Origin of the sequence: Bacillus australimaris, from assembly GCF_001307105.1 — a bacterium.
Taxonomy (GTDB): domain Bacteria; phylum Bacillota; class Bacilli; order Bacillales; family Bacillaceae; genus Bacillus; species Bacillus australimaris.
On record NZ_LGYN01000023.1, the window covers coordinates 173,980 to 195,180 of the forward strand.

Annotated in this window: 23 protein-coding genes; 7 read left to right on the plus strand and 16 right to left on the minus strand. The window is 42.5% G+C overall.

The genetic code is table 11. From position 1 onward, the window contains the following. Positions 1-15 precede the first annotated feature (15 nt). The 3 genes from AKG37_RS10275 to AKG37_RS10285 all read right to left on the minus strand — a co-directional run bounded on the left by AKG37_RS10275 (position 16) and on the right by AKG37_RS10285 (position 3,148). Positions 16-1,020 (minus strand): LLM class flavin-dependent oxidoreductase, encoded by a 1,005-nt coding sequence (locus tag AKG37_RS10275; protein ID WP_060698719.1) that lies wholly within the window; start codon positions 1,018-1,020, stop codon positions 16-18. 53 nt (positions 1,021-1,073) lie between these two features. Further along, on the minus strand, positions 1,074-1,823 hold the full coding sequence (gene nfsA / locus AKG37_RS10280) for an oxygen-insensitive NADPH nitroreductase (protein ID WP_060698720.1): 750 nt from the start codon (positions 1,821-1,823) through the stop codon (positions 1,074-1,076). A gap of 110 nt (positions 1,824-1,933) precedes the next feature. Then, the gene (locus tag AKG37_RS10285; RefSeq protein ID WP_060698721.1) at positions 1,934-3,148 is read right to left on the minus strand and encodes an FtsW/RodA/SpoVE family cell cycle protein; all 1,215 of its coding nucleotides are present in this window, start codon (positions 3,146-3,148) and stop codon (positions 1,934-1,936) included. Between the two features lie 476 nt (positions 3,149-3,624). Here AKG37_RS10285 and AKG37_RS10290 point away from each other — a divergent pair, with 476 nt between their 5' ends. Then, the gene (locus AKG37_RS10290; protein WP_008345491.1) at positions 3,625-3,888 is read left to right on the plus strand and encodes a spore morphogenesis/germination protein YwcE; all 264 of its coding nucleotides are present in this window, start codon (positions 3,625-3,627) and stop codon (positions 3,886-3,888) included. A 76-nt stretch (positions 3,889-3,964) separates the two neighbouring features. Here the strand turns inward: AKG37_RS10290 and qoxD are convergent, their stop codons facing one another. The 8 genes from qoxD to AKG37_RS10330 all read right to left on the minus strand — a co-directional run bounded on the left by qoxD (position 3,965) and on the right by AKG37_RS10330 (position 13,237). Beyond that, positions 3,965-4,345 carry a cytochrome aa3 quinol oxidase subunit IV gene (gene qoxD, locus AKG37_RS10295; protein ID WP_007497818.1) on the minus strand — a complete coding sequence of 127 codons (381 nt, stop codon included), beginning with the start codon at positions 4,343-4,345 and terminating at the stop codon, positions 3,965-3,967. Position 4,346: 1 nt separating this feature from the next. Continuing rightward, positions 4,347-4,964 (minus strand): cytochrome aa3 quinol oxidase subunit III, encoded by a 618-nt coding sequence (gene qoxC / locus AKG37_RS10300; RefSeq protein WP_060698722.1) that lies wholly within the window; start codon positions 4,962-4,964, stop codon positions 4,347-4,349. Then, positions 4,964-6,922 (minus strand): cytochrome aa3 quinol oxidase subunit I, encoded by a 1,959-nt coding sequence (gene qoxB, locus AKG37_RS10305; protein ID WP_060698723.1) that lies wholly within the window; start codon positions 6,920-6,922, stop codon positions 4,964-4,966. Before qoxB ends, qoxC begins: the two co-directional genes overlap by 1 nt. A gap of 27 nt (positions 6,923-6,949) precedes the next feature. Beyond that, on the minus strand, positions 6,950-7,906 hold the full coding sequence (gene qoxA, locus AKG37_RS10310; RefSeq protein ID WP_149865085.1) for a cytochrome aa3 quinol oxidase subunit II: 957 nt from the start codon (positions 7,904-7,906) through the stop codon (positions 6,950-6,952). A 517-nt stretch (positions 7,907-8,423) separates the two neighbouring features. Next, positions 8,424-9,506: a M24 family metallopeptidase gene (locus tag AKG37_RS10315; RefSeq protein WP_060698724.1), complete on the minus strand. Its 1,083-nt coding sequence runs from the start codon at positions 9,504-9,506 to the stop codon at positions 8,424-8,426. A 4-nt stretch (positions 9,507-9,510) separates the two neighbouring features. Continuing rightward, complete coding sequence (galT, locus tag AKG37_RS10320) at positions 9,511-11,031, minus strand: UDP-glucose--hexose-1-phosphate uridylyltransferase (protein WP_060698725.1); 1,521 nt, start codon at positions 11,029-11,031, stop codon at positions 9,511-9,513. Positions 11,032-11,066: 35 nt separating this feature from the next. Then, positions 11,067-12,059: a UDP-glucose 4-epimerase GalE gene (gene galE / locus AKG37_RS10325; RefSeq protein WP_060698726.1), complete on the minus strand. Its 993-nt coding sequence runs from the start codon at positions 12,057-12,059 to the stop codon at positions 11,067-11,069. Next, on the minus strand, positions 12,059-13,237 hold the full coding sequence (locus tag AKG37_RS10330) for a galactokinase (protein WP_060698727.1): 1,179 nt from the start codon (positions 13,235-13,237) through the stop codon (positions 12,059-12,061). The genes galE and AKG37_RS10330 overlap by 1 nt, the downstream gene beginning before the upstream one ends. A 181-nt stretch (positions 13,238-13,418) precedes the next feature. Between AKG37_RS10330 and AKG37_RS10335 the strand changes: the two genes are divergently transcribed. Then, positions 13,419-14,264, plus strand: a complete 846-nt coding sequence (locus AKG37_RS10335; RefSeq protein ID WP_007497828.1) for an AraC family transcriptional regulator — start codon at positions 13,419-13,421, stop codon at positions 14,262-14,264. 34 nt (positions 14,265-14,298) lie between these two features. Here AKG37_RS10335 and AKG37_RS10340 read toward each other — a convergent pair whose 3' ends face one another. After that, positions 14,299-14,556, minus strand: a complete 258-nt coding sequence (locus AKG37_RS10340) for a hypothetical protein (RefSeq protein WP_060698728.1) — start codon at positions 14,554-14,556, stop codon at positions 14,299-14,301. 26 nt (positions 14,557-14,582) lie between these two features. After that, the gene (locus tag AKG37_RS10345; RefSeq protein WP_060698976.1) at positions 14,583-14,966 is read right to left on the minus strand and encodes a GtrA family protein; all 384 of its coding nucleotides are present in this window, start codon (positions 14,964-14,966) and stop codon (positions 14,583-14,585) included. 456 nt (positions 14,967-15,422) lie between these two features. Between AKG37_RS10345 and AKG37_RS10350 the strand changes: the two genes are divergently transcribed. The 5 genes from AKG37_RS10350 (at position 15,423) to AKG37_RS10370 (ending at position 19,171) form a co-directional block, all read left to right on the plus strand. Then, the gene (locus AKG37_RS10350) at positions 15,423-15,563 is read left to right on the plus strand and encodes an anti-repressor SinI family protein (RefSeq protein ID WP_008345506.1); all 141 of its coding nucleotides are present in this window, start codon (positions 15,423-15,425) and stop codon (positions 15,561-15,563) included. A gap of 300 nt (positions 15,564-15,863) precedes the next feature. Then, a complete protein-coding gene (locus AKG37_RS10355) occupies positions 15,864-16,553 on the plus strand; it encodes a class I SAM-dependent methyltransferase (RefSeq protein ID WP_060698729.1) in 690 nt (229 codons plus the stop codon). Further along, on the plus strand, positions 16,546-17,214 hold the full coding sequence (locus AKG37_RS10360) for a glycosyltransferase family protein (protein WP_060698730.1): 669 nt from the start codon (positions 16,546-16,548) through the stop codon (positions 17,212-17,214). The genes AKG37_RS10355 and AKG37_RS10360 overlap by 8 nt, the downstream gene beginning before the upstream one ends. Positions 17,215-17,321: 107 nt before the next feature. After that, on the plus strand, positions 17,322-17,636 hold the full coding sequence (locus tag AKG37_RS10365) for a DUF485 domain-containing protein (protein WP_060698731.1): 315 nt from the start codon (positions 17,322-17,324) through the stop codon (positions 17,634-17,636). Then, positions 17,633-19,171, plus strand: coding sequence for a solute symporter family protein (locus tag AKG37_RS10370; protein WP_060698732.1), 1,539 nt, complete (start codon positions 17,633-17,635; stop codon positions 19,169-19,171). Before AKG37_RS10365 ends, AKG37_RS10370 begins: the two co-directional genes overlap by 4 nt. A 30-nt stretch (positions 19,172-19,201) precedes the next feature. On the opposite strand, the gene AKG37_RS10375 is transcribed toward AKG37_RS10370, so the two are convergent. The 3 genes from AKG37_RS10375 to thiM all read right to left on the minus strand — a co-directional run bounded on the left by AKG37_RS10375 (position 19,202) and on the right by thiM (position 21,188). Then, complete coding sequence (locus AKG37_RS10375) at positions 19,202-19,576, minus strand: nuclear transport factor 2 family protein (protein WP_060698733.1); 375 nt, start codon at positions 19,574-19,576, stop codon at positions 19,202-19,204. 132 nt (positions 19,577-19,708) lie between these two features. Next, entirely contained in the window at positions 19,709-20,377 is a 669-nt protein-coding gene (thiE, locus tag AKG37_RS10380) for a thiamine phosphate synthase (protein WP_060698734.1), read from the minus strand. Then, positions 20,364-21,188, minus strand: a complete 825-nt coding sequence (gene thiM, locus AKG37_RS10385; RefSeq protein WP_060698735.1) for a hydroxyethylthiazole kinase — start codon at positions 21,186-21,188, stop codon at positions 20,364-20,366. Before thiM ends, thiE begins: the two co-directional genes overlap by 14 nt. Positions 21,189-21,201: the final 13 nt, after the last annotated feature.

A 21,201-nucleotide genomic window follows, 5' to 3' on the forward strand; every position in this document is an offset into this window, starting at 1 on the left:
GTAAATATACATACGTTATGCATCAAAGGCTTCTTTTAATAAGCGATACGACGTCAGCCGGTCTTGCATGTGATGTGTGATGGTCACAGCGATCAATTCATCTGTACGGTAAGCCTTCGCTAGTGCTGTAAGCTGCTTTTTCACAGAAGATGGCGTTCCAACAACCATTCTTTGACGATTGGCAGTCACTCGTTTTTGTTCATATGGACTGTAAGAATACGCCTGCGCCTGTTCATATGAAGGAAAGCTGCCAAGATTCAGACCCTGTTCATTAGCGAGTAAAGATAAATCCAAGCTGACAGCCAGTTTTTCTGCCTGCTCCTCTGTTTCGGCGCATAAAACGAAGACCGCCAGACTGACACGCGGCTGATCACCGAATGCTGAAGGCTCAAACCGGTTGATATATTGCTCGACAGAATCTTCTCCGCCTTCACCATTAATAAAAAGAGCAAACGTATAGCCTGTACCTGCTTTCGCCGCAAGCCTTGCACTTCCTCCAGAGGAACCGAGCATCCATACTTCTGGCGCGGTCTCTACCTTCGGAGAAGCAGTCAAATGAGGCAGCGGGTAAAATTCATCGGCTAGATCATGTAAATAGACCTTCAATTCTTCTACCTGCTCAGGATATTGATCACCTAGACGTTTTCGTTCACCATGATGAAGGGCAATAGAAGAAATGGGCATACCACCCGGGGCACGTCCAATTCCAAGATCGATTCTGCCAGGAGCCAATGCTTCGAGCACCCTGAAGTTCTCTGCTACTTTATAAGCACTGTAGTGGGGAAGCATAACGCCGCCTGAGCCAATGCGTATGTGTGACGTGACGGCTGATAAATGGCCGAGAAGCACCTCTGGACTCGATCCTGCCAGCCGGTTTGAAAAATGGTGCTCTGATACCCAAAATCGGTGATAGCCCCACTTTTCTGCCTGCTTCGCCAGTTCTACCGTCTGCTTCAGTGCCTCAGCAGGCGTTGCGCCTCCAATCAAAGGAGATTGATCCAGTATACTTAATTTCATCATGCTGCACCTCTTACAGAAATCCCCCTCTCTCAATCGAAAGGGGGATGTCTTATTTATTTTCGATTAAAGCCCTTCTCTTTAACAAATTCTCCGAGGAAGGTACGCTTTGGCTGACTAAATCCTCGCAGCATCTGCTCAGACCAAGTATCTTTTCTCTCACCATTTGTTCGTTCTTCATAATATGCTGAAATACGATCATCGTATTCTTTTAAATAACGATCCACATGCGCTTCATCTTGCTGATATGAATTTTCATGATAAATCAGTTCAACTGGCAGCCGTTCTTTTTGCGACGACTGGTTAGCGGGATGTCCAACAGCCAGACCGAATAACGGCAGCACATAAGATGGCGTTTCAAGCAATTCAGAGACTTCTCTCAGCTGGTTACGCAGACCGCCAATATAGCAGATCCCAAGTCCCATTGATTCTGCAGCAACACTGACATTTTGCGCAGCCAAAGCCGCATCAATCACACTAATGAGAAAGGCTTCTGTATTCTCTAGCGCTTCTTGATGATTCTTCCCTGCTTTTTTTGCAATATGATCATGGCGTTTCAAGTCTGCACAGAAGACAAAGAAATGCCCGTTTTTTTCAACGTATGGCTGATTTCCAGCCAGTTCAGCAAGCTTGGCCTTCTTCTCCTGATCTGTTACACCAATGATACTGTATGCTTGTACATAGCTTGATGTCGAAGCAGCCTGTGCACTTTTGATCAGTGTCAGTACCTCTTCTTCTGTCAAACGCTCGTCTGTAAACGAACGGATCGACCGATGATTTAACATGGTTTCTATCGTTTTATTCAACTCGAAGACCTCCTTCACTTCTACTATCATAAGGCAAAGACATAGGGCTTTTCAAAAATTATCACTCGCATCAAAAAAGACAGCCTATCCTTAGACTGCCCTTACCCGTTTTATTTAAATAAATAACTTTGATATTTCGTTAATTGAACACTTGCGTTATACGCGATCCCGAATCCAATGAGAACAGACAAGACAGAGCTTCCTCCGAAGCTGATAAATAAGAGCGGAATCCCTGTTACAGGCATCACGCCTATGTTCATCCCAATGTTCTGGAACGTATGGATCACAATGAGAGCTGTATATCCCACACAAAAGAATGACGCAAACCGGCTATACGGATGGATACGGTCAATCAGTACGACCAGCCGGTAGATCAAGAAGAAGAACATGATCACAACAAACGCACAGCCAATAAAGCCAAAGGCTTCTCCTATAATCGAGAAAATCATATCTGTTTGTGCTTCTGGGACATAGACCTTTAAGTTCTTAATGCCATTCCCAAAAATCTGTCCTGCACCAATGGCCATAATGGCGCGATCAACCTGAAACTTGTCACTACTTGTAGCATCTTGTAATTTAGTTTGTTCAGAATTTGCAGAGTTATCTGGAATCCAAGCAGTAATCCTATTGATTTGATATTGCTTAACACCCAGACTTTCTTTAGCAAAATCCGGAAATAATAAAACTACAGAAAGAACCGTGATTATTAAGAGTACAACAACAGAACCAATCAACGAGATTATCTTCCAATTAACCCCAGACAAAAATACCATTACCATTACAATAAACATACATACAGCAGCAGTACCTGCATCCTGCAAGAAAATTAATCCTACTGGGACTATTGAAACTCCAGCAATTTTTAATAGTAGATAAATATCGTCTTCTAATCGCCGTCTTTCTTTAGGTGTTGATTTGCCAATCACCGAAGCCAACATCATGATCAGACCTATTTTCATAAACTCTGAAGGCTGGAATGTTCCAACACCCGGCAGAACAAACCAACTTTTTGCACCATTGATAGTTGGGGCAAAAGGATGTCCCCCGATCTGTGCAGGAGCGACTTTTAGAAGAATTAACAGTATAATGCCGCCTATAAATATATATAAGCTCAGCTTCTCTAATTGCTCCAAATCAAAGTAATTAATGGCTACAATACATATAACTCCGACCATGTAGTAAATAATCTGTCTGGTCCAAGCACCAGTTCCGTACTGCCCAAACTGACCAGCAGCATATATAGAAATGACACTGATGGCAAAGAAAGCTAAAAATATAAAAATCAAATCTCCCTGATAGTAAGGAGATGTATTCTGCTTGTTCATGAACTAACCACCCTTATTACAAAACATAAAAGCCCTTATTAATATTAGATTGAAATTTTCACAAAATCAACTCACCTTAAATATGACGGAAAATACATCCGAAAGGTTCCATTCATTTTTCAAAAAATGAAATACTTTTCATTCTAACAATAGGAAAAAATTCCTCTACTCTCTTACCATTCACCGATCTCAAGTTCTTTAAAAAGATTATTTTACAGATATTAAGGGGAAAATTCAATGACCTATGTGGCAATATGACAAGTAATCATCAGACTAGCATAAGCTGCATGGAGGAATGAGGAAAAAAACCATTTTCTATGGAATAAGACCCAATTTCCAATTATTGCGTTTACTTCAAAGTCAATTGTGGTATAATACTTGTAACAAAATGTTCACAATATCTCCTAAAAACAGACACAATTGCATCCTGACCTCTTATTTGATTTGAACATCAACTTACAAAGGAGTTGGATACGATGGATATGTTCTTTGCGTACCTATGTATTGCAACGGCTACACCCCTGTTTTTATGGCTGGAAAACAGAAAAATTGCATTAGCTTCTATTCCACCAATTATGATTATGTGGATTTTCTTCGGTCTTTACATGACAAGCAGTTTATCTCCAGCAGGACATACCTTCATGATCGCATTCTTTGCCATTAACGTGATTTTGGCACACATTGCAGCGTTCCTCATCTACGGACTTCCATTCATTCGCAAAAGATTCAGCAGCAGATAAATATCGCCCAACTATTGGAAGCGTTATCACCATCATGATAAAAACCACTCACCTTCGAGAGATGAGTGGTTTTTTATTATTTCTCTGAATGCTCAGACTGCTTTGGCGCAGACGGTGAATAACCGTCTTTACTGTTCTCTCCGTGGCTGTAGTGAGCCGCAAAGATCCATACAGATCCAATGACGAAGATAATCGCACAGAACAAACCAAACAAAGTATTTCCGACTTGAACAGTTCCGTTCTCACTCTCTGTCATGTGCATAAACATGAACAGCTGCAAGAATGCTTGAATGAATGCAAAACCAAAGATAATCCATAGTTTTGCGGAACTGCCAATTTCAGCTCCAATGGCAATCCAGAATGCTAAGATTGTCAGCACAATAGATAGGATGAAGCCAACTACGTGTTTCCAAGGGAAGTGTTCGTGCTCTGCTGAGGAATGTGTTTTTCCAGCCATATCACAAAAGCCCCCCTAATCCGATCAAGTAAACAGCTGTGAAGATGAAAATCCATACAACATCAAGGAAATGCCAGTATAGACTTGAGATGAATATCTTCGCTGCTGTTTGTGGAGTTAATCCACGTTTTTTAATTTGGAACAAGATCCCGGTAATCCAGAAGATACCGATCGATACGTGAAGTCCGTGAGTTCCTAAGAGTACAAAGAATGCAGACCAATACGCACTTGTATGGATGCTGGCACCCTCATGTACATAATGGAAGAACTCGAAAATCTCAAATCCAACGAAGCCTGCACCTAGAAGCAGTGTGAGAATCGTCCAAATGACAACCCCTTTTGTACTTCCACGGCGCATTTCATGAACGGCAATCCCGCATGTAAATGAACTAACTAATAGCAGGAATGTCATGATCAATACAAGCTTCATATCAAAGAGATCAGCTGGTAAAACGCCGCCAGCTGTTCTGCCATGAAGAACAAAGTAGGTCGCAAAAAGTGTTGAGAATAACACGATTTCCGCGCCAAGGAATATCCAGAAACCAAGGATGTTTAAACGTCCGGTTTCAGACTGATATTCAAGCGGTGCATTTGCATAGCTGCTATCATTATGTCCCATTACTTCTGCGCCTCCTTATTCTTTTTCTCTGTTTCAATGACTTCTTCAACAGGAATATAGTAGCCATTGTCATATTCGAATGAACGTAAAATCATCGTTGCGAATACACCAATTAAGCCAATAACGCCAATCCAGTACCATTCAAATACAAGACCGAATGCACCAAGTCCGAAGAATGCAGACATGATAAGCGGTCTGCCTGAATTGTGCGGCATGTGAATTTTCTTGAATTCTTTTTCAGGATGAACGTCCACATTGTTTTGCTTCCAATGATGGAATGCATCTGGTGTTGTCACTTCTGGAAGTGCTGCAAAGTTATAATGCGGCGGAATTGTAGAAGATGTCGCCCAGTCAAGTGTACGTCCTACTCCCCAGCTGTCTCCAGACACTTCACGCTTCGCGTGTCTCCAGCTGTAGTAAATGTTGTAGCAAAGGATGATGAATCCGACACCCATCATAAATGCACCAATTGTTGAAATAAAGTTTAGTGCAGTCCAGCCATCTTCTGGTCCATACGTATAAATACGTCTTGGCATTCCTTGCAGTCCTAAGAAGTACTGCGGGAAGAAACAGATGTTAAATCCGATCATGAATACCCAGAAGAACCATTTGCCGATTCTTTCGTTTAACTTGTAACCAAACATTTTTGGATACCAGAAAACAAGACCAGCAAAACAAGCAAATACAGTACCTGCGATTAATACATAGTGGAAGTGGGATACAAGGAAGTACGTGTTATGGTACTGGTAATCCGCAGCTGCCATCGCAAGCATAACCCCAGTTACACCACCGATTACGAAGTTCGGGATGAAACCAAGTGCCCAAAGCATTGGTGATGTAAAGCTGATACGGCCTCGATACATCGTAAAGAGCCAGTTAAAGATTTTCACACCTGTTGGTACAGAAATCGCCATTGTTGTAATCGAGAAGAATGAGTTAACTGCTGCACTGTTCCCCATTGTAAAGAAGTGGTGAACCCACACAAGGAAACTAAGAACAGAAATTGCCACAATCGATACAACCATCGCTTTGTAACCAAACAACTGCTTTCTTGAGAACGTCGCAAAGATTTCTGAGAAAATACCGAAAGCCGGCAGGATAACGATATATACCTCAGGATGTCCCCAAATCCAGAAAAGGTTCGCCCAAAGCATTGGCATACCGCCTGCTTCGAGTGTAAAGAATGCAGAACCGAATAAACGATCAAATGTCATAAGTGCTAAAGCAACTGTTAATACAGGGAATGCGAATACGATGATGACAGACGTGATCAATGTTGTCCATGTAAACATTGGCATACGCATAAGCGTCATACCTTTTGTACGCATTTTTAAGATGGTCACCATGAAGTTAATACCTGTCATAAGTGTACCAATACCTGCAATTTGGAGCCCGAGCAAGTAGTAGTTCTGTCCAGGGCCTGGTGAGAAATCATTTCCGGCGAGCGGCATGTAACTCGTCCAGCCTGCATTTGGTGATCCTCCAATAACGAAGGAAATGTTGAACAGCATTGCTCCGACCATGAATGTCCAGAAGCTAAGGTTGTTCAAATAAGGGAATGCAACGTCACGTGCACCAATTTGAAGAGGAACAACGACGTTGATTAAACCAATTAAAAACGGCATCGCCATGAATAGAATCATGATCGTACCATGCGTTGTAAAGATTTCATTATAGTGGTTTGAATCTAAAAACGTATTATTAGGAAGCGCCAGCTGCGCGCGCATCATCAGTCCGTCTACCCCACCGCGGAAGAACATAATCACAGCAGCAAGGATATACATGATCCCAAGCTTCTTATGATCAACTGATGTCAGCCATTCTTTCCAGAGCCATTTCCACTTTTTAAAGTAGGTTAAAACAAACACGATGGCAATGGAAGTAAGAGCGATAGAAATCTGCGCACCAAGAATTAATGGGTCTCCAGTTACAAAAAACTCATCCCATTTTAAATGCATAACGGCCTCCTCCTTTCCTTAGTCAGTTTATTCTGCTTCTAGTTTTCTTTTATAGTTCTTCACATTCTCGAAAGGATCTGTCTTGGAATGCGGAGAAACTGCTTGATAACCTAAACGTTTGCGTGCTTGGAGTGCGTATTCAGAATCCTCTCCGTGCTTCGCAAAGGATAAATGTGTTGATGAGAATGTCTGCACATCTGCAGCATCAGGAAGCATCAAATAGTCATACGTTTTCTTCGTTAACTTTGGTGCTTCTTTCTTTGTTTTGTTTACCCATTTATCATAGTCAGACTGCGTCATCGCATTGACTTTGAATTTTTGCTGAGCAAAGCCCTCGCCTGTAAAGTTGGCGTTTCTTCCTTGATATGTGCCTACTTGATCAGCTTGAAGATATTGTTCCATTTCCATTCCCGCCATCGCATACTTCTCCCCGCCTAGCTGAGGAATCCATAGTGATGCCATTGTATCAGCGGAAGTGATTTTGAATAAAACTGGCTGATCTTTTGGAATGTTTAAGTAGTTCACTGTCTCAATATTTTCTTCTGGATAGCTGAAGATCCATTTCCAATCAACAGCTGTCGCATAAACGACAAGTGGATCTTTATGGCTTGTTGCTTGAGGTGCCTCTTCCAAAGAGTAAATTGTTTTTACAGTTGGAATCGAAAGGGCAGCAACGATTAATATTGGGATCACTGTCCAGATAACTTCTAGAAGCGTATTCCCGTGTAGCTCTGGGTTATAAGAGGCGTTTCCAACGTCCTTGCGCTCACGGTATTTAACCAAAATGATGGTAAACAGTACAAATACCGCACCAACGATAAAGAGCATAAATCCGATAGATAAAAGGATTAAGTCTTTTTGTTGTGCTGCAACTGGTCCTTTAGGATCTAAAACAGCGATATTGCTGCAACCTCCTAATACAAAAACACTCACGAGCATCGCTAATAAAAGCATAGGTTTAATTACTCTGAACAAGAAGATCACCATCCTTCCTTTATTAATGTATAAATTGCTGAATAATTGTGAAAAGCCATCTGCCTTCGAAAACTTTTCTTCCCTTTGTAATGCTATCAAAATCTGTTAGAGTTAGCTTCCCTTTTTTCAAAAGTTCATTTATTTTTCAACAGATTTCTTTTAAAATGTCATAAATTCGACATAAATTTATATTATTGCACACACAATAAATTTCTAGGATTTTGAAAAGTTGAGAGTTGAAGGCAAAGGACAAACAATCAAGAACTTTGTCAAATTTAGGTTTACCACAATAAAAAAGTTTGGTCAAATTTCAATTTAACTTAATGAAATTTTATCTAGGTAAACAATTTTAAAATAGGTATCCCTACATTTAACAAAAACCTTACTTATTTTAACGCAAGTTGACAAGAAAAGAAAGTGTCGATCCTCAGTCTATGCGCTGTAAGAATTGGTAATCATGATGAATTATGTGGAATCCCGCTAATGACTTCCAGCAAAAAACCGGCTCAGCGCCGGCATTCTGCATTTATTCACTTCTAACCAAAATATCTGGTCGTCTATAGATTTCCCCTTCATGTTCAATGTCAATGTATGTCCACTTGCCTGTATAAGTTAAAAAGCGGGTCCCCTCTTTCTCTACGACCATCGTATCCTCTGACTTCAATCCAGGCAATGATGGATTCCATGTAAACACTTGATGAAGCTGAATTTCTTCCTTCGATGAAGGAACAGCAATGATTTCTCTAGATACAAAGCCTGTCTTTCCCCCTTGATGAAGCTTTTTCCAGCTATCAGGGAAGCCTTCTTTTTCATACTGAGCAATACCTGCTTGCAGTACATCTCCCAATGTCTTACCTGGACGCGTGGCAGCATTCATGACCGTGTCAATCCGTGCAAGCCGCTCTTTGTTCTCTTCAAGCTCCTTTGGAAGCTGACCGAAGTAAACAGACCTTGTGACATTCGCCACGAGTCCATGCCGTTCAGCACAAAGGACAACAAGTGCGTGCTTTTGAAGTGCTTTTTCTGTTGGAATCGGATGACGGTACTGATGAATGCGGTCATCTGTCGCCACAAGCAGCACTTCTATTGTCATTCCCTGCGCGATCGCTTTTTGAGCCACAAGCGAAGCGATTTCGTGCTCCGTCTGTCCCGGAACGATTTCTTTACAGACACTCTCTACAATGACCGCTGTTTCATGACAAAGCGTTTCGTATTGGCTGAGCTGTGATGCGGGAAGAATCGATCGGGCATGCGACAAATCTGGCTCGATCCATTCGAACCCTTCCATTTGAATGTCTGACCCCATTCGTTTGTTCTTTGTAAATGTTTGAATGTATGCCGTATCATCCTCAAACCAATCCATTGTCACCACTTGAAAGGGGTGATCGATATACGCCATTTCTTCTTCAATGATCCGCTTTTCTTCCATTTGATTCACAATGAGGACGATATCATCTTTTAACACGAGCAGCTTGCACACGCCCTCTGGCGTGTTTAACACAATGTGATTTCTTCTTCCGCCTGTCAGCCAGGAGAAGTTATTTCGCTTTTGAATCAAGACACCGTCTAGCTGTTTTTCTTCCATTAAGGTTCTTACTTGTTCAATCATCTAATCACCTGCCTATATGGAGTGTTTGAATGAAACGTTTAAAAGCTGTTTTCCCTTGCTCAGTTCTTTTAAACACACCCGCCTGTGAGAGAATACGAGAAAAAATCAAGCCAATTTCTTTTTGTAAAATGACTTCTGTATTGTCCTCTGTAAAGGTGTTCTCTTCAAGCAGACGCTTTGCCCAAGTTTCGTGTTTCGTGATAGCAGGGCGGGCTTTGATTTCTTCAAGAGGGTTTTTAGATAGAAGCGCTTCTTTTAATAGGCTTAATTCCTCTGCTAATCTACCAGGAAGAACCGCGAGACCCATCACTTCAATTAATCCGATATTCTCTTTTTTAATATGATGGACTTCTTCGTGCGGGTGGAAAATTCCGTCTGGGTGCTGCTTGTTTGTACGATTATTACGAAGCACTAGATCTAATTCATAGTCTTCTCCATGGCGGCGTGCAATTGGTGTAATCGTATTATGCGGCGTCTCTCCTGTATGAGCGATCAACCCTACTTCTTCGTCTGAATACACTTTCCACTCGTTTAAAATAAAGTCTGCGGCGTCTGCAAGCATCTGCCTGTCGCTGCTGCGAAGGCGGATGACAGACATCGGCCATTTTACAATGCCAGCCCTGACATTCGGAAAGGCTTTAAGAGAAAAGACATCTTCCATCTCTGCTTTCGCCATCGGAAATTCATGCGCACCGCCCTGGAAATGGTCATGACTTAATATACTGCCCCCGACAATCGGAAGGTCGGCATTGGATCCGATGAAATAGTGCGGATATATAAATATGAAAGAAAGCAGTCGTTCAAAGGTCTTTTTGGTGATGCTCATCGGCTCATGTTCACCCTTAAACACAATGCAATGCTCGTTGTAATACACATAAGGTGAAAATTGTAGAAACCACGATTCATCTGTGAGTGTCACAGGAATGATCCGGTGATTCTGTCTTGCTGGATGGTTGATCCGCCCCCCAAACCCAACGTTTTCTTTACAAAGGAGACAAAGAGGATATTGCTTTTCAGTAAGCTTCTTGGCTTCAGCAATTGCTTTTGGATCCTTTTCCGGTTTCGATAGATTAATTGTGATCTCCAGTACACCATCATCTGTTGGTGTAAACCACTGTACATTTTTGGCGATTCTGCCTGTATGAATATAGTGTGCATGCTGCTGCATCTCATAGAACCAGCTTGTCGCCGCCTCAGGTCCCTCATGCTGTCGTTTCTCTTCAAACTTCGCATAGATGACACTTGGAGGCGCCACCAAGCAGCCCATGATTTTCGCATCTAGTAAATCACGATACGTATCCGTCCCCTCAGGAATAAGACCAGTTTCTACTGCCCAATCCAGCATCGGCATTAAGATGTCTTCAAGATCGTCGCCACCTGAAACCACTCTTGCTTCAGCGTCATCGAGCCCAAGCACCTCAAGCAGTCGATTCCTCGTATAATCGATATCTAGTGATGTGATCAGCTCTTGTGTGATTCCGTATTGAATCAGCTGTTCCAGCTTTTCAAAAATATCAATCGCCATTCCCTCTGTCCCCTCTCTTGCCTGCCTGTTACGCGTTATTTACTCTGGTAGCCATCTGGATGCTTCTGAAACCAATCCCACGCACTTTGAATGATGGTGTGAAGGTCAGCATATTGAGGTGTCCATCCTAATTCTTGCAGCGCTTTTTCAGATGAAGCAATCAGCTTTGCTGGATCTCCTGCACGTCTTTTAGCCACCTGTGCTGGGATGGTATGCCCCGTGACGTTTCTGACAGCATCTACTACCTGCTTTACGGAGAATCCTGTTCCATTTCCTAAGTTATATGTTGCGCTTCCTTTTCCAGCGCGTAGCCTTTCCACAGCTAAGATGTGTGCCTCTACTAAGTCCACGACATGAATGTAATCTCTAATACACGTGCCGTCCTCTGTCTCATAATCATCACCATAGATCATGATTTGATCCCTTTTCCCTAAAGCGACTTGTAAAATGATTGGAATAAGATGCGTCTCAGGCTGATGATCCTCTCCGACAAGTCCTTCTGTATGAGCGCCAGCTACATTAAAGTAGCGAAGCACCACGTATTCTATGCCATATGCTTGCTCAGACCATTTCAGTATTTTTTCAATCGCCAGTTTCGTTTCTCCATAAGGATTCGTTGGATTCGTCTCATCCGTTTCAACAATCGGCACACGCTTTGGTTCACCATACGCAGCTGCAGTTGAAGAGAAGACGATATGTTTCACATCAAATTCATTCATAACCTGAAGTAAAGCTGTTGCTCCTCCAACGTTATTATCATAGTACTTCAGCGGGTCTGTCACACTCTCACCGACAAGTGAATCTGCGGCAAAGTGCATGACCGCTTCTATCGGATGCGTTTTAAATACCTGTCTTAAAAAGGCTTGATCTCGTAAGTCTCCCTCTTCTAAGACTGCTCCTTCCAAAACAGCTTCTTTGTGGCCTGTCTGCAAATTATCAACTACCACCACTTGTTCACCTTTCGCTAAAAGAGCCGCTACCGCATGACTGCCAATGTACCCTGCTCCTCCACACACTAAAATGGTCATCATACTTCCTCCTTCGTGAGTTCTCTTGCGCCGCCTCCAATTCCAGCTGTATAAAAGGAGGCTTGAATGCCCGTCTTCTCTTGATAAATCGCACCCGTTTCTTCTATAAATGAAGCCAGCTGGTTTTCTCTCACAATGCTGATTGTACAGCCGCCAAAACCAGCACCAGTCATACGGGAACCAATTGTCCCAGGATGGAGCCAAGCGGCTTCTGCCAATGTATCTAGTTCAAATCCAGTCACTTCATAATCATTCTTTAAAGAAAGGTGAGAAGCCTTCATAAGCGCACCTATTTCTTCCATTCTATCATCTTTCAGATAATTGACTGCTTTCATCGTCCGTTCATTTTCTGTCACCACGTGTCTTGCACGTCTGCGGCATGTTTCATCCTCAATCAAGTGGGCATGCTCGGCAAATTCATCCGCAGTGAGCTCACATAAATGGGCAATGTCAATTTCTTTTCGTAAATCGTTTAATGCTGATTGACACTCGGACCGGCGTTCATTGTATTTGGAATCTGCCAGTGTCCGCTTTTTGTTTGTATTGGCAATAACAAGCGCCAGCCCCTCTTGCCGAAATGGGCTGTATTCAAAATCAAGGGTGTCGCAGTTGAGCAAAATGGCATGATCTTCTTTTCCAAGAGCAATCGAAAACTGATCCATGATGCCGCAATTGACGCCAATAAACTCATTTTCTGCACGCTGTGAAAGGAGGGCAAGATCGACATTTGATACGCCAAATGAAAGCCATTCATTGATGAAGACGGCAGTGACAAGCTCGATCGAAGCTGAAGAAGACAGACCGGCACCATTGGGAATATTGCCGCCATATACAATGTCAAAGCCTTCTTCTATCTTCATTCCTGCTTCTATAAACTGATGGAACACACCCTTCGGATAATTCGACCAGCCGTCTGATTCTACGTAAGCGATTTCAAAAAGGTCAAATTCTTTCACACCATCGTCAGCAAAATTTAAGGAATACATTCTCACGCGGCCATCTGACCGCTTTGCACATACAGCATATGTACCGAGCGTGAGCGCACAAGGGAAAACATGACCTCCATTGTAATCTGTATGTTCACCAATCAAGTTCACTCTTCCTGGTGCAAAAAAATAACGAAGTTCTTCTTTAACTCCAAACTGCTGGTGAAATGCCGCGCGTAACGTATCGATCATATCCATTCTCCTTTTCTCTTCTGATACTCTTATTTTAGTTGCCGAAATAACGGAAGTTCAATGGTAAAAAAATCGTTAAAAAATACCCTTTTTTTGCTGTGAATGGTACGATGTGATATGAGGTTTACCATGATTCAAAATAGAAAAAGGTTGTTTTTTGCTGTGAAGGAGGATGTCCAATTTGAAGAAGGAAGCATTTGCATTTCGTTTTCACCATTCTGATGTTACATTGCCGGCACAAATATGGTCTGTTGGCTGGGAAGTTCAATCATCTTCGTTATACAGCTGGAATGGTGTGGAGCGGAAGGATCAGGGCAAGTGCATCTTTCAGCTCACACTGTCTGGGCATGGCATGATTGAAATCGGACAGAAGAGGTTCAAAGTATTGCCGGGGCAAGCCTTTCTTGTGAAAAGTCCAAGTGCCTATCAATACTATTTTCCAGAGGACAGTGAGCATTGGGAATTTCTCTATTTGACGCTTTATGGGGAAGCCTGTGATCTTTGCTTTGACCAATTTATAGATCAAGGCAAGCAGGTCATGCGTTTTCATCCAAATTCCAAACCGATCCGCCTGCTGAAGAAAATTTATGATGAAGCCAGTGAAAGACGGATTACCAATCCATTTGAGGGGTCTAGCCTTGCTTATCAATTTGTCATGGAACTGTATTCATATTTGCCAAAGCTTGAGGGACAAATGGAGAAATGGCCTGAGCCTATCGTCCAAGCGGCCTTGTTTGCCAGCCATCATTTTCACGAGGAAATCGGCCCAGACGATATGGCAGCTGCGGCACGTTTATCCAAAAGTCATTTTACGAGGGAATTCAAAAAGGCCACTGGCTTCACACCGATTCACTATTTAACCAATATTCGGTTAGAAAAGGCGGAAACGTTACTGAAAACAACGAAATATTCGATTGAAGAAATCGCCATACAGTGCGGCTACCGAAATGCGAATTACTTGAATAAAGTCTTTCGAAAAAAAATCGGCATGTCTCCAAAGCAACTGCGGGAAACAAGCGATGCATAATAAAAAGCAGCCGCTTCATCATCGGCTGCTTCTTTTACGCTTTCGTCAGGTCAACATGAATTCTCCCTTGTCTTAAAACAATGGTCATTTGCGTGTCAGGGGTCATTAAGTTTTCTAAAATGTCCGTTGCTGTTTGAAGTGCAATGTCCATTCTGTTGACCTTTTCCTTTTCTTGTTCTGAAAACGCTTCTGGATGTGCGGTCATTTCTTTGACTAGCCTCAGCACTTGTTCATGCTGCTTTTCTGTTTGTTGATATATGGCATCATATAAGTCGTCTGGCCTGCTGCTCATTTCACATCACCTATCTTTTTAATGTGTTAAATCGCATCTTCTTTTGTTTTCTTGAAGACGAACCACTTACTGGCGACATAATTGACCACTACTATCACAAAGTTGACGAGAATTTTTGCGACAGTTTCATCGAGCGCCATTTGGCTCACAAATAAAATCATCAGCCCCAGATCTACACCTAGAGACATGAGACGGACACTAAAAAATGAAGAAAGCTCACGCATGAGGCTTTTTGTATCACGAGCCTTTTGCTTGAAGACATACTTCTTATTGGTGATATAAGCAAAGAGAACAGCAAATACCCATGAAACAACCGTAGCTATTTTGTAATCCATGGAAAATATCTCAACGAATATATAGAAGCTGACGATGTTGACAATGGTTGTACACACACCCATCACAAGATACATGACAACTTCTCGGTACTTTTGAAAAAGGCTATACATGTCTTTCTTCATTCCTTCTTGTTGATTTCTATTTCTTTTAGAATACCATCTTGAGAAGAACTTCCCAAACGAACAATATGTATGTCCTGCAAAGATGAAATTTGTTCTACTCGATGGCAGATGTCAACCTAATTGGTTTATATAAGTCAAAAGATTTAGGTCTTTATCATTATTTTAATTTATAATCTTTCAACTGACTTTACAATTGTTTATTATTAGAAGGACGAAATCAATATTTTTGGGTTTTTTAGTCATTTTTTTAGGGACGTGGTAGGTAATAGATTTTACAAAATAGGTTAAATGTCATCATTTTTCGACAAAAATCTATTTTGCGCTGTTTTCAACCACACGTACAGTTACTAGACGGTTTGTTCAAGTCATTGGTTGCAGTGAATATGTCTTATTGAACTGGAGGATATTATGGATACGCAAGTGAAAAGAAGAGTTGACGAAGAGTGGGTTTATTTGATTCAGGAAGCGAAAAAAATTGGACTAGGCATCGAAGAAATACAAGCTTTTTTAACATCCAACGGTGATCAGAAGATGATAAACAAACCGTAAATCAACGCCGTTATCCTTTGTCTTTCAGACTGCTTTGGCTAAAAGTTCTAACCTGTCAATTGACCTTTTGAAAATCCTTTCATGACGATACGCTACAATAAATGCACACCTCTCCATACCAATCCCTTCCACCAATGGGGTTCTGTCTTTCTATATTAGGAGGACAGTCCGTTTCCCGTTCTTTATACGATTCCTTTTTAGCTGCCATTCATGAAAATTGTCCTTCTCTCGTTATAAAACCAAGCTGCCACCCCATATATTAAGCATGAGACAACGAGAAAACAGAAAGGTGGGTAGAGCGTGAGTTCAGATTCCCTTTCATATTATCACCAAAAAAAGGATCAGTATTATCATGGGGTAAACCCGGTCATCGTCAGCCTTATTCGTGAGGAATGGACGTCTTTATTGGATATCGGATGCGGCACAGGCAAGCTTGGCAAAGTCCTGAAACAAAATGGCCGGACCATCTGTGGCATTGAATCATTTGAGGATGCAGCAAAAGAGGCGGAGCAAGAACTAGATCATGTTCTCTTCGGAAATATTGAACAGATGGCTCTTCCTTATGAACATGAACAATTTGACTGTATCATTTTCGGGGATGTCCTCGAACATTTATTAGACCCGTGGGCCGTTTTAAAAAAGGTGAAACCCTTCCTCAAAAAAGAGGGTGCTATTCTGTCATCTATTCCAAATATCGGCCATATTTCAACGGTTTTAGAATTACTGGCCGGCAGATTTACTTATACGGATGCAGGGTTAATGGATCAAACTCATTTACGTTTCTTTACCCTTCATGAAATACATGCACTCTTTCATTCAGCAGGTTTTCGTATTCGCAGCCTCGAGGCCATTCGCGTCCAGCACCCATCCTACACAAACGTATTGAATGACCTACATGCATTACTGATGAAACACGGCATTCGTTCTGATTTTCACGAGGCCGCTACAGCTTATCAATATGTGGTTGAGGCGGTTCCATTCAATGAGTAACCCTGCCATCCTATTTGTTTTATGCGTGAATGATGAGTCCATGTTTCAGGCATGCTTCCGGCAGCTCGCTTCACTTCCGGCTCCTCATGGATATCACGTGGATGTCTTACCGATTAGACATGCATCAAGCATGACCTCCGCATACAATGAAGCCCTCACTCATCCAGCTCAGTTTAAAATTTACCTTCATCAGGATACCTTGATTGTCAAACAGCATATGCTGCTTGAGCTCATCCCGCTTTTTTTACAAAATCCATCACTTGGCATGGTTGGCGTGATAGGAGCAGAAAGCGTACCTGACAATGGGATTTGGTGGGAGAGTACTGATTGCAGAGGGAAAGTGATTGAATATCGCCACGACACCTATCAGCTACTTTCGTTTGAAAAAGACCGTCCACAATCTGAAGCGAAAGATTATATCAAGGCTTCGGCCATTGATGGTCTTTTCATGGCGACTCAGTATGATGTGAGGTGGCGTGAGGATCTCTTTGATGGCTTTCATTTTTATGATGTCTCGCAGTCCTTTGAATTTGTGCAAAAGGGCTATGAGGTCGGAATTGCAAGACAAGAAGAGCCTTGGTGTCTTCATAAATGCGGTGATCATTTCGACGCAGAAGCATATGAAACAGCGAGAGAAACATTTCTTGAAAATTATCGATAAAAAGCACCCTTTTCGGGTGCCTTTTTTATGATATACTGTCATAAACAACCAGATCGTCTCATATGCATTGGAGTACCTTGTCCCTATTTCGTACAAAGGAGGAAACAATGGCAGACAAAAAAGTTCATTATAAGAAGGTTGCCGCTTCAGAGGATTTTCGAAAACTTCTTGAGGAAAAACGCAGATTTATCGTACCGATGACGATTTTCTTTTTTCTCTTTTACTTTTCACTTCCGGTTGCTACATCCTACTTCACCTTTTTGAACACGCCAGCAATTGGCTCGGTTTCATGGGCTTGGTTATTCGCCCTCACACAATTTGTCATGACATGGGTGTTATGTGGACTTTATGCGAAAAAAGCAGCTAAGTTCGACAATTATGTAAGCGCTTTAAAAACTGAATCAAGAGGTGATGACGAATGAGCATGACCGCTTTTATTTTGTTCGTAGCGATCGTAGGTCTCACATTGGTCATCACATATTTTGCTGCGAAAAAAACAAGCAACGCGAGTGATTTTTACACAGCAGGCGGAGGTCTGACTGGGTTTCAAAACGGTCTTGCCATTGCTGGGGACTATATGTCTGCTGCGTCATTTTTAGGGATCGCTGGAATGATCGCATTAAATGGATTTGACGGCTTTTTCTATAGCATTGGCTTTCTAGTCGCGTATCTTGTCGTTCTTTACGTTGTAGCTGAACCGCTTCGAAATCTTGGAAAATATACAATGGCCGATATGATTGCTGCGCGATTTAAGCGCCCTGCCATTCGAGGGGTTGCTGCCTTTAACACAATCACAGTCTCCACCTTTTATATGATCGCACAGCTCGTCGGAGCAGGTGCATTAATTAAGCTGCTTCTTGGCATTGATTACTGGATCGCGGTGCTGCTCGTAGGTGTCTTGATGACCATTTATGTAGTATTTGGCGGTATGATTGCGACCAGCTGGGTACAGATTACAAAGGCTGTGCTTTTGATGCTTGGAACGTTAATTATTTCACTGCTTGTGTTTGCAAAGTTTGATTTTAGTCTGTTGAATATGTTTGAACAGATGAAAACAGCGACGCCGCTCGGTGAATCATTCCTTCAGCCAGGAAATAAATATGATGTACCTTTAGAAACCCTGTCTCTCAATCTCGCCTTAGTGCTTGGAACAGCAGGTTTGCCACATATTTTAATCCGGTTTTATACAGTCAAGGATGCGATTTCTGCGCGGAAATCGGTTCTTTCCGCTACTTGGATCATCGGGATTTTTTATTTAATGACGGTTTTCCTTGGCTTCGGTGCTGCTGCCTTTGTAGGAACAGAAGCGATCACAGCGGCAGATGCAGCTGGAAATATGGCCGCACCACTTCTCGCACAAGCCCTTGGAGGAGATTTATTATTTGCCTTTGTTTCCGCTATCGCCTTTGCGACCATATTGGCAGTAGTGACCGGTCTTGTTTTATCCGCTGCATCTGCATTTGCCCATGACTTTTATAGTCAAATTATCCGAAAAGGGAAAGCGAGTGAACGGGAACAGGTGAAGGCAGCACGCTTTGCTTCAATCGGCGTGGCGATTCTCTCCATCGTTCTTGCATTATTTGCCCAGTCCTTAAACGTCGCTTTTCTTGTATCACTTGCCTTCGCAGTGGCAGCAAGTGCGAATTTACCTTTGATTATCTTCACTGTTTTTTGGAAACGATTTAACTCCACGGGTGCCATAGCAGGAAGCTTAACAGGCCTTCTGAGTGCATTAATCATTGTCTCGCTCAGCCCAAGCGTCTGGGACCCATCGGGAGCAGCCATCTTCACAGGGGAGCCGCTCATTCCACTGTCGAACCCTGGGATTATCTCGATTCCACTCGGATTCCTTGCCGCTTACTTAGGCACGATATTCTCGTCTGAAAAAGCAGATGAAGACACCTTTACGGAAATTCAAGTAAAGGCACATACAGGCATGCATATGGATACTGATTGATCAAGAAAAGCCGGCTTCTCAGCCGGCTTTTTAATAGCGCTGGAATAACTCTGGGTTTTTCGGAACGTTTTCTAAATAAACGATCTTCCCTTTGTCGTCCAGCTCTGCAATATCAATTCCTTCTGCTGTATAGACACGGCCATCCGATAGCTTTCCGCAAACGGCCCAGTTTGTTTCATACTTTCCGTCTTCTCTTTTGATCCATCCATCCCACATATGCTTAATGTCTTCATGTACGTGGAAAAATGTATTCAAGAATTGTGTGAACGCTTGGATGCCAGGCTTTTGGTCGCCGTTTAAGACAATCATGACATCATCAGAAAACAATGCCAGTAATTCATCCATTTGCTCCTGTCCTTTTCCCGCTTCATCGTATCGGCGGAAATATGTATCGAGAACTTCCATGTTCATTCTCCTTTATTTACCTGTCATTTCGAAAAAACTCGAACTATTTGATTGTACACAATTGTTTCTCTCCTGTCTATTTTCTCCGACAACAGAAAAGACATGAATTGAGCCAATCCATGTCTTCTTAAATCAAAGAGATGCTTTTTCTGATACAATGAGTGATTTCAGTTCTTCTGCTGCTTTTTTTGGATCAGCGCTTTGGCTAATGGCGCTAATGATGCTAATGCCATCTGCCCCCGCTTTTATAACTGGTGCAGCATTGTCGTATGTGATCCCCCCAATGCCAACAATCGGAATTTGAAGACCATGACGACGCACTTCAGTGATTAAAGACACCCCTTGGACACTGCGTGTATCCTTTTTTGTTTCTGTTGGGTAGACTGGGCCCATCCCAACATAATCTGCTCCGTCCTTCATGGCTTGTTTCACTTCATCAAGATTATGTGTCGACACGCCTAATATTTTATTGCCGATCCTTTGTCTGACGTCCTGTGCGTTTGTGTCTTCCTGTCCAACATGAACACCATCTGCATCAAGGTCTATCGCAAGCTGTACATCATCATTCACAATAAAAGGCACATTTGCTTCTTGGCAAAGCGCTTGAATTTGACGAGCCAAGCGTTTCTTCTCTTCACCTTGCAAGGCTCCTTCTCCCTTTTCACGAAATTGAAACATGGTGATTCCACCTTGAATGGCCTCTTTCACAACATCAAGCGACGGTCTTGTTGTATTCGCTGTTCCCATAATAAAATAAACCGATAATTGCTGTTTGATTTGCTGTTGATCAGCCTTTGTCATGTGAAATTCCCCCTATTTTCCCTAGTGTCACCACATCATCACCATTTGTATGTGATAGTGCGTTTAACAATTCTATTTGAAAGGTGCCCGGTCCTTTATTCTTTGTGTGCTGAGCTGCCCTTTCAGCTGCAACTCCATAAAACAACAAAGCAGCTGCAGACGCATGGAGCGGCTGTTCACCTACTGCACAAAATGCCCCGATGACAGACGTCAGCAAACAGCCGGTTCCCGTCACCTTGGTGAGCCATTCATGTCCATTATGAATGGACAGCACCTCACCTCCATCTGACACCACATCGACCTTTCCTGTGATCACCACTACGGTCTGAAGTGCAATTGACGCTTGTTTGGCTAATGCCGCTGCATCCCCATTCGCCGCTTTTGCATCAACGCCCTTGGACTCCCAGCCATCCACTCCAAGTAAATGAGCCACTTCAGCCGCATTTCCTCTGACAACCGATATGTTCACTTGCTCTAACAGCTGTTTCGCTGCGTTCTTTCGAAACGTTGTCGCACCGACGCCGACAGGATCTAATAAAACAGGTACACCTTTTTCATTGGCGGCTTGTCCAGCGAGGATCATGGCTTCCACCGTCTCCTTGGTCAGTGTGCCAATATTCAGCACAAGCGCATCCGCTAATTGCGCCATTTCAGCTACTTCTTCTTTGGCATTTGCCATGACTGGTGAAGCGCCTAAAGCAAGCAGTCCATTCGCTGTAAAATTCGTCACGACTTGATTGGTGATATTATGAACGAGTGGATTTTCCGCTCGAACCTTCTCCAATAAATAAGATGCGTAGCTTGTTTTCATCCGTATCGTCCTC